Origin of the sequence: Actinomadura sp. 3N508 (assembly GCF_044326375.1) — a bacterium.
GTDB lineage: Bacteria > Actinomycetota > Actinomycetes > Streptosporangiales > Streptosporangiaceae > Spirillospora.
The window spans coordinates 385,370-397,928 of record NZ_JBIRAX010000004.1 but is presented as its reverse complement, the minus strand read 5'-3'; the positions used below and the strand labels follow the sequence as shown (position 1 = coordinate 397,928).

At 73.8% G+C, this 12,559-nt stretch carries 11 protein-coding genes; 3 read left to right on the top strand and 8 right to left on the bottom strand.

From position 1 onward, the window contains the following. Window positions 1-58: 58 nt before the first annotated feature. Entirely contained in the window at window positions 59-1,324 is a 1,266-nt protein-coding gene (locus ACH34S_RS17250; protein WP_395953662.1) for a sensor histidine kinase, read from the top strand. Then, window positions 1,321-1,965, top strand: a complete 645-nt coding sequence (locus ACH34S_RS17245; RefSeq protein WP_395953661.1) for a response regulator — start codon at window positions 1,321-1,323, stop codon at window positions 1,963-1,965. The genes ACH34S_RS17250 and ACH34S_RS17245 overlap by 4 nt, the downstream gene beginning before the upstream one ends. Window positions 1,966-1,976: 11 nt before the next feature. Here ACH34S_RS17245 and ACH34S_RS17240 read toward each other — a convergent pair whose 3' ends face one another. Then, a complete protein-coding gene (locus ACH34S_RS17240; RefSeq protein WP_395953660.1) occupies window positions 1,977-2,459 on the bottom strand; it encodes a DUF1707 domain-containing protein in 483 nt (160 codons plus the stop codon). Window positions 2,460-2,461: 2 nt separating this feature from the next. Next, window positions 2,462-3,124 carry a PadR family transcriptional regulator gene (locus tag ACH34S_RS17235; protein ID WP_395953659.1) on the bottom strand — a complete coding sequence of 221 codons (663 nt, stop codon included), beginning with the start codon at window positions 3,122-3,124 and terminating at the stop codon, window positions 2,462-2,464. A 140-nt stretch (window positions 3,125-3,264) separates the two neighbouring features. Here ACH34S_RS17235 and ACH34S_RS17230 point away from each other — a divergent pair, with 140 nt between their 5' ends. Continuing rightward, a complete protein-coding gene (locus tag ACH34S_RS17230; RefSeq protein ID WP_395953658.1) occupies window positions 3,265-5,238 on the top strand; it encodes a phosphatase PAP2 family protein in 1,974 nt (657 codons plus the stop codon). Between the two features lie 55 nt (window positions 5,239-5,293). On the opposite strand, the gene hpnH is transcribed toward ACH34S_RS17230, so the two are convergent. Genes hpnH through hpnC form a run of 6 tightly spaced genes read right to left on the bottom strand, consistent with a single transcriptional unit; the run spans window position 5,294 to window position 12,337 of the window. Next, window positions 5,294-6,298 (bottom strand): adenosyl-hopene transferase HpnH, encoded by a 1,005-nt coding sequence (gene hpnH, locus ACH34S_RS17225; RefSeq protein WP_395953657.1) that lies wholly within the window; start codon window positions 6,296-6,298, stop codon window positions 5,294-5,296. A gap of 4 nt (window positions 6,299-6,302) precedes the next feature. Beyond that, window positions 6,303-8,177, bottom strand: coding sequence for a squalene--hopene cyclase (shc, locus tag ACH34S_RS17220; protein WP_395953656.1), 1,875 nt, complete (start codon window positions 8,175-8,177; stop codon window positions 6,303-6,305). Then, a complete protein-coding gene (locus ACH34S_RS17215; RefSeq protein ID WP_395953655.1) occupies window positions 8,177-9,187 on the bottom strand; it encodes a polyprenyl synthetase family protein in 1,011 nt (336 codons plus the stop codon). Before ACH34S_RS17215 ends, shc begins: the two co-directional genes overlap by 1 nt. Further along, the gene (gene hpnE, locus ACH34S_RS17210; protein WP_395953654.1) at window positions 9,184-10,527 is read right to left on the bottom strand and encodes a hydroxysqualene dehydroxylase HpnE; all 1,344 of its coding nucleotides are present in this window, start codon (window positions 10,525-10,527) and stop codon (window positions 9,184-9,186) included. The genes ACH34S_RS17215 and hpnE overlap by 4 nt, the downstream gene beginning before the upstream one ends. After that, window positions 10,524-11,441 (bottom strand): presqualene diphosphate synthase HpnD, encoded by a 918-nt coding sequence (hpnD, locus tag ACH34S_RS17205; protein WP_395953653.1) that lies wholly within the window; start codon window positions 11,439-11,441, stop codon window positions 10,524-10,526. Before hpnD ends, hpnE begins: the two co-directional genes overlap by 4 nt. Then, window positions 11,438-12,337 carry a squalene synthase HpnC gene (gene hpnC, locus ACH34S_RS17200; protein ID WP_395953652.1) on the bottom strand — a complete coding sequence of 300 codons (900 nt, stop codon included), beginning with the start codon at window positions 12,335-12,337 and terminating at the stop codon, window positions 11,438-11,440. Before hpnC ends, hpnD begins: the two co-directional genes overlap by 4 nt. Window positions 12,338-12,559: the final 222 nt, after the last annotated feature.

Genomic DNA, 12,559 nt, shown 5'->3' with positions numbered 1-12,559 from the left:
TCCGGGGCGCGACTTTCGTAGGGGTCGCGGGCCGCTCCGGGTGCGTACCGTGTTCCCTGTGCGCCTGCCTTTCCCGCCGTCCGGACGGTCCCGTGACCTGACCGCCGACGTGCTCGCCGTCACGCTCGGCGTGGCGCTCAGCCTGGGCGGGGACGGAGGCACGATCGTCCGCCCGCACGGCGGCGCCACGGCTGTGCTCTTTCTCATGCCCGCGCTGGCGCTGGCGTTCCGGCGCCGCGCCCCGATGACGGTCGCGTGGATCACCGTCGCGCTCGCCGTCCTGGTGTGGGCCGTCGAGCAGGCCGCGCCCGGGACGCTGCTGCGCGCCGACGCCGACCACGCCCTCCGCCCGCCGGTGTGGTGGACGCCGACCGCGCCGCTTGCCGCCTACGCTGCGATGGCGTTCCCGCGCGACGGCGCCCGCCCCGGCTGGATCCGCGCGCTGCCCGTCGCCGCGCTGCTCGTCCCCATCGGCCTGCTCCGCGACGTCCTGCCCGGCGGGGCCATGCGGCGCTTCTCCGCGCAGGAGACCGACAGCGTCGAGGCGCTGGTGTTCCGCAGCGTGGTCGCCGTCGCGGTCGCGGCGCTGATCGGCATGTACGTGGCCGCCCGCCGCCGTGTCGTCCAGGCGCTCACCGAGCGGGCCGAGCGCGCCGAGCGGGAGCGGCACCTGCTGGCCGAGCGGGCCCGCGCGGAGGAGCGCACCCGGCTCGCCGCCGAGATGCACGACGTCGTCGCGCACCGGGTGACGCTGATGGTGCTGCAGGCGGGGGCGCTGCGCGTCCGGGCGCCGGACGAGCCGACCCGCGACGCCGCCGAGGAGCTGCGCGGCACCGGCTGCCTGGCCCTCGAAGAGCTCCGCGACGTCATCGGCCTGCTGCGCCGCGACCCGTCGGCGGCGCCCCCGGCGGCCGAGTCGGGGCCGCTGCCCGACCTGTCGGTGCTGGTCGCCGAGTCGGCGGCGGTCGGCGTCCCGGTCGAGCTGGCCGAGCACGGCGACCCGCCGGCCGCGTCGCCCGCCGTGGGACGGACCGCGTACCGGGTCGTCCAGGAGGCGCTGACCAACGCGCGCAAGCACGCGCCGGGCGCCGCCGTCCACGTCGACGTCCGCTACCGCACCGACGGGGTGACGCTGACCGTCCGCAACGCGGCCGCGGCGCGCGAGCCGGATATCGAGCTGGCGGCCAGCGGGTCCGGGATGGGGCTCGCCGGGCTGCGCGAACGCGTCGAGCTGATCGGCGGGACGTTCACCGCGGGCCCGCACCTGGACGGCTACCAGGTCGAGGCGTCTTTGCCCGCCTACGTCCCGGTGGCCAAGCCGTGATCACGGTCCTGCTGGTGGACGACGAGCCGATGGTCTGCGCGCACCTGCGCACCATCCTCGGCGCCGCCGACGACGTCGAGGTGGTGGGGGAGGCGCACGACGGGGCCGCCGGGGTGGAGGCCGTCGTCCGGTACCGGCCGCACGTCGTGCTCATGGACCTGCGGATGCCCGGCGTGGACGGCCTCGCCGCCATCGAGCGGATCGCCGCGCTGCGCTCCCCGCCCGCCGTCGTCGCGCTGACGACGTTCGACGCCGACGAGTACGTCATCCGGGCGCTGCGTGCGGGCGCGGCGGGCTTCCTGCTGAAGTCGACGCCGCCGGAGGACCTGGTGAAGCTGGTCCGGGTCGCCGCCGACGGGCACACCGTGATGTCGGCCGCCGCGACCATGCGGCTGCTCGGCACGGCCGATGCCCGCGCGTCCGACCGCGACCGGACCCGGGCCCTGCTCGGCGGCCTCACCGGACGCGAGACGCAGGTGCTGGCCTGCCTGGGCGAGGGCCTGTCCAACGCGCAGATCGCGGGCCGCCTCCATCTCAGCGAGGCCACCGTGAAGGGCCATGTGTCCCGGCTGCTCGACAAGCTCGGCTGCGCCAACCGCACCCAGGCGGGGCTCGTCGCCCGCGACGCGGGCCTCCGCTGAGCCCGGCCCGGTCAGGCGCGGTTGCGGCGCATGCCGACCGCCAGCACGATCGCGCGGATGACCCAGACGGCCAGCGCGATCTGCAGGACGGCGAGGAACCCCGCGCCCGGCCCGACCGTGAACGCCAGTACCAGGAACACCGCGAGCATCACCGGGAACGCCTTGAAGTGCGGCCCGTGATGGTGCTGATGGCGCCGCATGTGGTGGTGCCGGTGGTGCCGCCACGCCGGATGCCCCGGCCCGCCGAACATGACGGCCGCCCCCTGCTGCCAGGGGACGTCGGGCGCCTTGTCCGGCTCGGGCAGCCCGGTCGGCGGTGGCAGGTCGCGGACCAGCCCGCGCAGGTCGCCGCGCGTCTTGGCGGACAGGACCGTGTCGAGACGCTCGTCCAGCTCACCGCGGTCCAGGCGGCCGGCCGCGTAGTGGTCGTGCAGGGCGAGCATCACCGCGTCGCGCTCCGCGTCGCCGATCCGGATCTCATCCTGGCGTGCCATGGTCACTCCTTGCCGCTCGCGGCCGTCGGCCCGGCGTCGTCGCCGTCTTCGTCGGTGTCTTCGGTGTCGATGTCGTCGGCGAGGATGCGGTAGAGGCTGCGCCGCGCGTCCGACAGGACGTCCTTGGCCAGGTCGACCTGCTCCGGCGACCCGGAGTGGACGATCTGCATCACCGCGGCGCCCGTCTGCGCGGCCTGCTTGAACAGCTCCGGGACGCCCTCGCCGTACTCGGGCGTCATCTCGGCCCACGGCTCGGCCAGCCGGTCGGCGTGCTCCTCGACGTAGGCGCGGCCCGCGTCGGTCAGGTGGAACGAGCGCCGCCCGCCGGCCTCCTCGCTCGCGATCAGGCCCTCGTCCGCGAGCTGCTGGAGCGCCGGGTAGACCGCGCCGGGGGACGGCTTCCACGCGCCGCCGCTGCGCTCGTTGATCTCCTGGATGATCTGGTAGCCGTTGCGCGGCTCCTCGGCGAGCAGCACGAGGATCGCCGCGCGGACGTTCCCCTTGCGCGCCTTGGCGCTCCGGCCCCACGGCCCGCCGCGCCCGCGCGCCCAGGGCGGCCGCGGCCCGCCCCACGGACCCGGGAAGGGACCGTGGCCGTGCCCGCCGCCGAACAGGGCACCGAACGGGAAGTCGCCCCAGGGGCCCCGGCCGTGCATGTGACCCATGTTCTCCACCACCTTCTGAGAGATCTCTATGACCCCTCGCGATACGACAACGATATATCGAAGACGTCCGGTCGCGCCAGATCGTTCCCGGAGTCGTCTGATCGTCGGGAAAGGTGGGTAACAGGCGTATGAGGGGGACGATGGGCACACAGGAAGCGGTGACCGCGAGAGACGCGGTGTTCACACCGGACGCGCCGGGCCCCAGCCTGCGCGTCCGCCGAGAGCTGCTGGTCGGGCTACTGCTCTTCGCGCTGTACGCCCTGGTCACCCGGCTCCCCGCCGAGGGCAGGACGGCCACCGCCCGCGCGCACGGCGAGGCCATCTTCAACCTGGAGAAGACCCTGCGCCTCGACGTCGAGCTCGGCCTCAACGGCTGGCTCGCGAACCAGTCCGTGCTGCGGGTGCTGGCCAACTACGAGTACGCGATCACCTACATCGCGAGCGCGCTGGCCCTGCTGATCTGGCTGTTCGTCCGGCATCCCGAGCGGTACCGGACGGCCCGCAACGCCTTCATCCTGCTCAACCTCGGCGGCCTGGCCACGTTCGCGCTGTATCCCGTCATGCCGCCGCGGCTCATGCCCGACCTCGGGTTCATCGACACCGTCATGCAGGGCCGCACCTGGGGGTCGTGGGGGTCGCCGCTGGTCGAGCACGCCGACAAGTTCGCCGCCGTGCCGTCCCTGCACATGGGCTGGACGCTCTGGGTCGGCGTCGAGCTGGCCCGCGTGAACGCCAGACGCTGGGTGCAGGTGGTGAACGCCGTGCACGTCCTCGTCACCCTGTACGTCATCCTGGCCACCGCGAACCACTACATCCTCGACGCGGTCATCGCCGTCCCCTACGTCTTCGGCGCCGTGTTCGTCGCCGAGCGCATCGCCCGCCCGGCGTACGCGCAGGCCCAGGGCCCCGACACGTTCTTCCTCGCGGTGGAGACGCCCGAGGCACCGCAGCACCCCGGCGGCGTGATCATGCTGGACACGTCCCGGAAGGACGTCGGCCGCGACGACCTCATCCGCGTGATCAACGAGCGGCTCGACGGGCTGCCGAGGTTCCGGCAGCGGCTGGTCCGGCGGGGCCGCTGGCGCCGCCCCGTCTGGCGCGACCACCAGCCGGTCGACTGGGAATGGCACGTCACCGAACGGCGCGTCGACGGCATGACCGGCGTGCGCGCCGCCGTCGCCGAACTCCAGTCGCAGGCCCTGCCGCTCGACCGGCCGCCCTGGCGCATGGTCGTGCTGAAGGGCGCCGGACCCGGCCGCACCGTAGTCGTGTTCCTGATGCATCACGTCGTCGCCGACGGCGTCGGCATCGTGGCGCAGGCCGTCCACCTGATGGACCCGCCGCCCGAACCGTTCACCGGCCGGCTCCCGCGCAAGCCGATCCGCAAGGCGCTCGCCACCGTGGTCGGGCTCGCCCAGCTCGCCGTCGACGTCGCGCCTCCCGATCGGCTGCCCGCGAAGGGCACGTCCGAGCGCCGGTTCAGCACCATGCACCTGCCGCTGGCGACCGTCCGGGACGTGGGCCGCAGCCACGGCGCGCGGGTCACCGACGTCGTGCTGTGCGCGGTCGCGGGCGCGCTGAACCGCGTCGTCAGCGAGGAGGACGGCCGTCCCGGCACCTGCCGCGTCGCCGTCCCGCTGATGATGCGGCCGCCGGGCAGCGCGATGGTCGGCAACCACACCAGCGCCGTCATGGTCGACCTGCCGATCGGGAAGATGTCCGAGACCGACCGGCTCGCGCTGATCGCCAAGCGCAGCCGGGTGCTGCGGTCCGGGACGCGGGCGCAGGCCGCGTGGACCGTGATGTGGCAGGCCGGACGGCTCATGCCCGTCCCGCTGCACGCCCGGTTCGCGCGGATCGCCTACAGCGGCCGTTTCCTCCAGGGCACCGTGTCGAGCCTGCCCGGCCCCGACAAGACGCTCCGGCTCGCCGGGGCGCCGCTCACCGCCGTGTACCCGATCGTCCCGATCGCGCCCGGCACGGCGTTCGCGATCGCCGGGCTCGGCGTCGACCGCGAGCTGTGCTTCGGCCTCTCCCTCGACCCCGGCCTCGCGGACGACGCCGACGCGCTGATGGACGCCGTCCGCGACGTCATCGAGGAACTCCGGGGCTGACCGTCCTCCAGCCCCCGCCCACCACCATTCAACGGACGAGCTCCGCTCGACGGGATCAGATGCTGCGGACGGCGCGCAGCGACTCCTTGAGCGAGCCCATCGTCGCGAACACTGCGGTCGGCTCGTAGCCGCAGTGCGCCATGCAGTTCGCGCAGCGCTCGTCGCGCCCGCGCCCGTAGGCGTCCCAGTCGGTCGTGTCGAGAAGCTCCTGGTAGGTGGCGGTGTAGCCGTCGTCCATCAGGTAGCAGGGCCGCTGCCAGCCCTTCAGCGAGTACGACGGGATCGCCCACGCCGTGCACGGGAAGTCGGCCTTCCCTTCGAGGAAGTCGAGGAACAGCGGCGAGTGGTTGAACCGCCAGCGGCGCCGCCGCCCGCCCGCGAACGCCTTGGCGAACAGCTCCCGCGTCTCCCGCACGCCGAGGAAGTGCTCCTGGTCGGGCGCCTTCTCGTAGGCGTACGCGGGCGAGATCATCATCTGGTCGACGCGCAGGTCGTCGTTGAGGTAGTCGAGGACGTCGATCACCGTCTGCGGGGTGTCGGTGTTGAACACGGTCGTGTTCGTCGTCACCCGGAACCCGCGCTCCTGGCACAGCCTGATCGCGTCCACCGCCTGGTCGAACACGCCCTCCTTGCAGACGGACGCGTCGTGCCGCTCCCGCAGCCCGTCGATGTGCACCGCCCACGCGAAGTACCGCGACGGCTCGAACCGGTCGATCTTCTTCGGGATCAGCGCGGCGTTCGTGCACAGGAACACGTACCGCTTCATCTTGATCAGCTCGGCGACCAGCTCCCCGATCTGCGGGTGCATGAGCGGCTCGCCGCCCGCGATCGACACCATCGGCGCACCGCACTCGCGGATCGCCGCGACCGCCTGCTCGACCGGCATCCGCTGCTTCAGCACGTCCGCCGGATGCTGGATCTTCCCGCAGCCCGCGCACGCCAGGTTGCACGCGTACAGCGGCTCCAGCTCGACGATCAGCGGGAACCGGGTGCGGCCGCGGAGCTTGTTGCGCAGGACGTATCCGCCGATGCGCAGGCTCTGGCGCAGTGGCATCGCCATCTGTTCACGAACCCTTCAGGTAGCGGCCCAGCGCGCTGAGGGGGAACACCAGGCGGTACAGGTGGTAGTTGATGTAGAAGTCGCCGGGGAATCCGGTGCCGGTGTAGTGGTCCTCGTCCCAGGTGCCGTCCGGGCGCTGCCGCTCGACGAGCCACCGCACCCCGCGCTCCACGGACTCGCCGCGCTCACCGGCGGCGAGCAGCGCGAGCAGCGCCCACGCCGTCTGGGAGGCGGTGGAGGCGCCGTGCCCGACCCACGACCGGTCGCGGTAGGACCGCAGGTCCTCACCCCAGCCGCCGTCGTCGCGCTGGTGGCGCTGCAGCCAGCCGACCGCGTCGCGGATCACCGGCTTCTCGGGCCGGACGCCCGCCGCGATCAGCGCGGGCACGACGCTGCCCGTCCCGTACACGTGGTTGGCGCCCCAGCGGCCGAACCACGAGCCGTCCGGCTCCTGCGCCTTCAGCAGCCACACGACGGCCTTCTTGACCAGCAGCGAGTCGGCCATGCCGCGGTGCGCCATCGCCTCGACCACGTGCGCGGTGACGTCCGCGGACGGCGGGTCGATCACCTCGCCGAAGTCGCAGAACGGCAGCCTGCGGCACAGCGTGCGGGTGTTGTCGGCGTCGAACGCGCCGAACCCGCCGTCCCTGGACACCATCCCGGCCATCCACCGCACGCCCCGCTCGATCGCGGGCTCGGCCAGCGGATGCTGGACGCGGTTCAGCGCGATGACGACCTCGGCCGTGTCGTCCACGTCCGGATAGCAGTCGTTGTCGAACTCGAACGCCCAGCCTCCCGGGGGCAGTTCGGGGCGCCGCACCGACCAGTCGCCGGGCCCCTTGACCTCCTCGCGGATCACCCAGCCGGCCGCCCGTTCCAGGGCGGGGTGCCCGGTGGGGAGACCGGCGTCGGCGAGCGCGTTCATGGCGAGGACGGTGTCCCAGACGGGCGACTGGCACGCTTCGAGCCGCCGCCCCTTCTCGTCGCGGACCGTGAAGCGTTCGAGCCCGTCCAGCCCGCGCCGGATGACGGGATGGTCGAGGCCGTAGCCGAGAAGGTGCAGCGCGAGCAGCGAATACACCCACGGCGGCTGGATGCCGCCCCACGAGCCGTCCCGCTCCTGCCGCGCGATGATCCAGTCGGCGGCCCTGCGCAGCGCCGCCCTCCGCACGGCCTTCGACGGGCGCCGCTCGTACAGGTGCAGGGCCTTGTCGAGCGCCTGGAACGCCACGTCCCAGCCGGTCGGGGCCTTGCCGGCGGAACGCGGGACGTCGTAGTCCGGATACAGCTCGTCCAGCTCGAAGGGCAGCGGACGGACGGGACGCACCGCCGCCACCACCGTCAGCGGGACGATCGTCTGCCGCGCCCAGCACGCGAAGTCGTAGACGTTCAGCGGGAACCAGCGCGGCAGGAACATCATCTCCGGCGGCACCACCGGCAGCTCGTCCCATGACCACCGGCCGAACATCGCCAGCCAGAAACGCGTGAACACGCGCGTCGCCGGGACGCCGCCCTCGCCGCGGATGTAGGCGGCGGCGCGGGCCATGTGATCGGCGCCGGGCGCGTCCCCGGCGAGCCGCAGCGCGACGTACGCCTCGACCGTCGTGGACAGCTCGGGCGGCCCGTCGTGGAAGTTCGCCCACGTGCCGTCGGCGGCCTGCTGCGACCTGATCCAGCGGGCCGCCTCGCGGGTGTCGTCCTCGTCGCGGATGCCGAGGAACTCGCGGAGGAGCAGGTCTTCCGCGTCCATCGTGACGTTCGTCTGCAGCTCGCCCTTCCACCAGCCCTCCGGCGACTGGAGCAGGAGCAGATGCTCGCGCGCGGCCTCGACCGCGTCGGCCGCCGTCCGCGTTCCGGTCTGTTCCTCCATCGCTGTCATCAGTGGTCCCGGCGGGTGACGAAGTCGGCTACGTGCAGGAACTCGGCGCGGACGGGCTCGGGCAGCCGCGCCGAGACCAGATGCTCGGCGGCGCGCTGGATGCGGCTCTCCGCCTCCATCTCGGCCCAGGCGCGCCCGCCCGCCGCCTCCACCAGCCCGGCGATCTCCGCCAGCTCGTCCTCGGAGAGGTCCGGGCGGGCGTACAGGTCTGCCAGGCGCGCGGCCTCCGGCCTGTCGGCGTTCAGCGCGGCGACGACCGGGAGCGACATCTTGCGGGACCGGACGTCCGACAGCGCGGGCTTCCCGGTCGTCGCCGGGTCGCCCCAGATGCCGAGCAGGTCGTCCACCAGCTGGAACGCGATGCCGAGGTCGGTGCCGAACGCGTCCAGCGCGTCCGACAGCGGCTCCGGCGCCCCGTCCAGGACGGCCCCGATCGCGCACGAGCACGCCAGCAGCGCGGCGGTCTTGTCGGACGCCATCGCCAGGCACTCGTCCACGCCGATCTGCCTGCGCGTCTCGAAGTCCATGTCGAGGGCCTGGCCGGTGATGAGCCGCCGGGTGGTCGCGGTCAGCGCCCGCGCCGCCCGTGCGGAGCCCTGGCCGGGCGCCTCCAGCAGCACCTCGACGGCGAGCGCGAGGAGCGCGTCACCGGCCAGGATCGCGGACGCCTCGCCGAACACCGTCCAGGCGGCCGGGCGGTGCCTGCGGGTCCGGTCGCCGTCCATGATGTCGTCGTGCAGAAGCGAGAACGCGTGGGTCAGTTCGACCGCGACCGCTCCCGGTAGAGCGCTCTCCGGCGGGGCCAAGGCCGCACGCGCGGACAGCAGCGCGAGCGCGGGCCGGAGCGCCTTGCCCGCCGGGTTCTTGCGCGGACGGCCTTCCTCGTCCGTCCAGCCCAGGTGGTAGGCCGCGACACGGTAGGTGCGCGGATCGAGCCGGCCGACCGCGGCGCGCAGCGCCCCGTCGACCAGTTCGCGGACATCGGTCAGGGACACCGGAACGGTCGTCACCGGCCCCTCACCCCCTCCAGGTAGCGGTCTTGGGGGTGTTCCAGGTGGCGGCGGACGAGGCGGGCGGCGGTCAGGCCGCTGCGCACCGCGCCCTCCATCGTGTCGGGCCAGCCGGTGTCGGTCCACGCGCCCGCCAGGAACAGGCCGGGTGCCCGCGTCGCCGCGGCGGGCCGGACGGACGCGCTCCCGGGAGACTGCCGGAACGTCGCCCGCCGCTCCCGCGTCACGAACAGCTCCCGGACGGCGGCGCCCCGCGCGGCGGGCAGCAGCCGCCGCAGCTCCGGGACGAACCGGGCGCGCAGCTCGGCGGTCGGCATGTCGATCCAGCGGTCCGCGGCCGACAGCGAGATCGCCAGGTACTGGCCGCGGCGCAGGCCGCTGACCGCCGTCCGGTCGAACACCCACTGGACGGGCGAGCCGACGGCGGCGGCGAACGGGCCGTCCATCACCTTGCGGTCGTAGACGACGTGGACGTTCACGATCGGGCTCGCGTCCAGCTCGTGCCAGCGCAGCGGGTCCGGCAGCGCCTGCGCGGGCAGCAGCCGCGCCGCCGCCTCGTGCGGCACCGCCATGATCACCGCGTCGGCGGCCATCGGGACGCCGTCCACCACGACCTTCGGGTCCGTGGTGACCGCCTCCACCTTGGCCTTGAGCCGGACCGTCCCGCCCATCTCCGCGATCCGCCGCAGTGCCGGGCCGCCGTGCAGCTCCTCCAGCGGGACGAGCGGCAGCCCGATGTCGGCGGCGTCGGCGCGCCCGAACAGCGCCCTGCGGCACACCGTCGCCGACAGGCCCATGGCGGCGTCGTCGACCTCGGCGTTCAGCGCGGACGTCAGGAACAGGCCCCACAGCGCCTGCCGCGCCCACGGCCGCTGCCCGTGCTCCGCCAGCCACGACCCGGCCGACACGGCGTCCAGCGCCGGGTCGGCCGGGTCGAGCCGCCGGATCCCCGCCGACGCGCGGATCGCGCGGAGCCGGTCCTTGACGGGGAGCGGCGCGTATCCGGCCAGCGCGGGCAGCAGATGCAGGGGGCTCGGCAGGTTCGAGCGCCGCAGCCGGGCCGGGTGCGCGCCTGGCCGCAGGACGGTGACGTCGAAGCGGTCCTGCACTTCCACCAGGTGGTCGGCGCGCAGCCTGCGCAGCAGCCCCTGGTACGCCGAGCAGCACCGGATGAAGACGTGCTGGCCGTTGTCGACGCTCAGCTCGCCGCGCCCGAACGAATGCGTCGCGCCGCCGAGCCACGGCCTGGACTCCACGAGCGTCACCGGGACGCCTGACTCCTGCAGCGCGATCGCGGCGCTGATGCCCGCGAGCCCGCCGCCCACGATCACGACGCTCACCGCTCCACCCCCGAGAGCGCGCGGGCCGCCACGACCGCCTTCTGCCAGGTCGGCAGGGACGCGCGCGTGTTCAGCGCGGCGGCGGGCCGCGCCGCGATGTTCTCCAGCAGCCGCCGGTAGATGCCCGCCATCGCCGCCGTGCACGCGGCGCTGCGGCGGTCAAGCAGCGGCAGCAGCCGCAGGCCCTCGGCGTACCAGGCCCGCGCCCGCTCCGCCTGGAACCCGACCAGCTGGTTCAGCCGCCACGGCGGATCGGCGAACCTGCCGGAGTCGTCCAGGTCGAGGGTGCAGCCGAAGCGCTCCAGATCTTCGGTGGGCAGGTAGATCCGGCCGGCGATCCGGTCCTCGCGCAGGTCGCGCAGGATGTTCGTGAGCTGCAGCGCGACGCCGAGCGAATCCGCGAGGCCCTCGGCGCGCATGCGCCCCTGCCCGCCGAACACCCCGAGCGACAGCCGGCCGACCGTCCCCGCCACCCGCTGGCAGTAGCGCAGCAGGTCGTCGAAGGTCTTGTAGTCGGCGCCGCGGACGTCGTCCTCGCAGCCGTCGATCAGCTCGCCGAACGCGTCCAGCGGGATCGGGTAGCGGGCCGCCGCGTCCGCCAGCGCGGTCAGCACCGGATGGCCGTCCAGCGCCTGGACGTCCGCGTGGCCGCGCAGCACGTCCTGCACCGTCGCCAGCCGCCGCCGCGACCGGTCGAGCTGGTCGAGGCGCACGCACGCCGGGTCGGGGCCGTCGCCGATGTCGTCGATGCCGCGCGCGAACGCGTAGACCGCGCTCATCGCCCGCCGCTTCGGGACCGGCATCAGCCGGATCCCGTAGGAGAAGTTGCGGGCCTCCTCGCGCACCACCCGCTCGCAGTGCCGGTACGCCTCGACGACCTGGCCGGGACGCACCCGCGTCTCCGAAACCGTCATCGCCTCCCCCTTTCCGTTCCGAGGGCTCGCGCCCATCCGGTCAGCAACGTGGGCCGCCGCGGGCGCAGGCGCCGCGCGAGCACGTCGTAGCGGCCGCGCTCCAGCGCGGTGAGCGCGGCACGTCCACCGGCGACGTAGCCCGCGACGGCGACCCGCGCCCAGCCCGTCAACCCCGCCAGCAGCGGCGCGGCGCCGCCGTCCAGCAGGTCGCGGGCGCGGCCGGCCTCCAGCGCCAGGACGCCGCGCAGCCGCGTCGGCGTCATCGGGCGGGCGAGGTCGGCCTCGGCGCAGCCGAACCGGCGCAGGTCCTCGCCGGGCAGGTAGATCCGCCCGGCCCGGTAGTCCTCCCCGGCGTCCTGGCAATGCTCGATGATCTGCAGCGCCGTGCAGACGTCGTCGGACGCCGCCACCAGGCCGGGCCGGTGCACCCGGAACAGCCGCAGGACGATCCGTCCCACCGGCGCGGCCGACAGCGCGCAGTACCCCTTCAGGTCGCCGAACGTCTCGTAGCGGTGGACGGCCTGGTCCTGCCGGTTCGCCCGGACCAGGTCGCGGAACGGCTCCGCCGGCAGCCGGTGCGCGTGCACGACCGGGGCCAGCCGCCGCAGCTGCGGCAGGTTCGGCGTCCGCCCGGCGAACACGTGGTCGAGGTCGTCGTCCACGAGGCCGAGCAGCTTCAGCCGCTGCTCCGGCGGGGCCTCGTCGCCGACGTCGTCGACGAGCCGCGCGAAACCGTAGACGGCGAGCAGCCCGGCGCGGTGCCGGGCGGGCAGCAGCCGCGCCGCGACCGGGAAGTTCTCCCGCGCGGCGAGCCGGGCCAGCGTGCGATCGTGCTCCTCGAAACTCCAGCCCTCGCAGCGCCCGCCGTCGCGGCTCCTGGGCGATTCAATGATCACCTTGATGAGATCGACCGGACCGGCACTAGAGAAACTCTGGCCAAGGTATTGAGTCATTGAAACGTTGCGCGTTCCGCCGCAACCGTTCCGCGGTGAATGCTTTTCATCCTCGGTCGGCCCGCGAGGTCCACGGCGGTGCGGTCGGCCGGATGAAAGGCATTCAGTCACCGGCCCGCTCACGGTTGACCTTCCGCCGGGAGTGTGCGATAACAGTGTTATTGA

Coding starts and splice junctions, on each gene's coding strand:
- ACH34S_RS17240 (WP_395953660.1), bottom strand. CDS start 2,459: ATGGCACGCCAGGATGAGATCCGGATCGGCGACGCGGAGCGCGACGCG.
- shc (WP_395953656.1), bottom strand. CDS start 8,177: ATGACAGCGATGGAGGAACAGACCGGAACGCGGACGGCGGCCGACGCG.
- hpnD (WP_395953653.1), bottom strand. CDS start 11,441: ATGACGGTTTCGGAGACGCGGGTGCGTCCCGGCCAGGTCGTCGAGGCG.
- ACH34S_RS17230 (WP_395953658.1), top strand. CDS start 3,265: ATGGGCACACAGGAAGCGGTGACCGCGAGAGACGCGGTGTTCACACCG.
- ACH34S_RS17235 (WP_395953659.1), bottom strand. CDS start 3,124: ATGGGTCACATGCACGGCCGGGGCCCCTGGGGCGACTTCCCGTTCGGT.
- hpnH (WP_395953657.1), bottom strand. CDS start 6,298: ATGGCGATGCCACTGCGCCAGAGCCTGCGCATCGGCGGATACGTCCTG.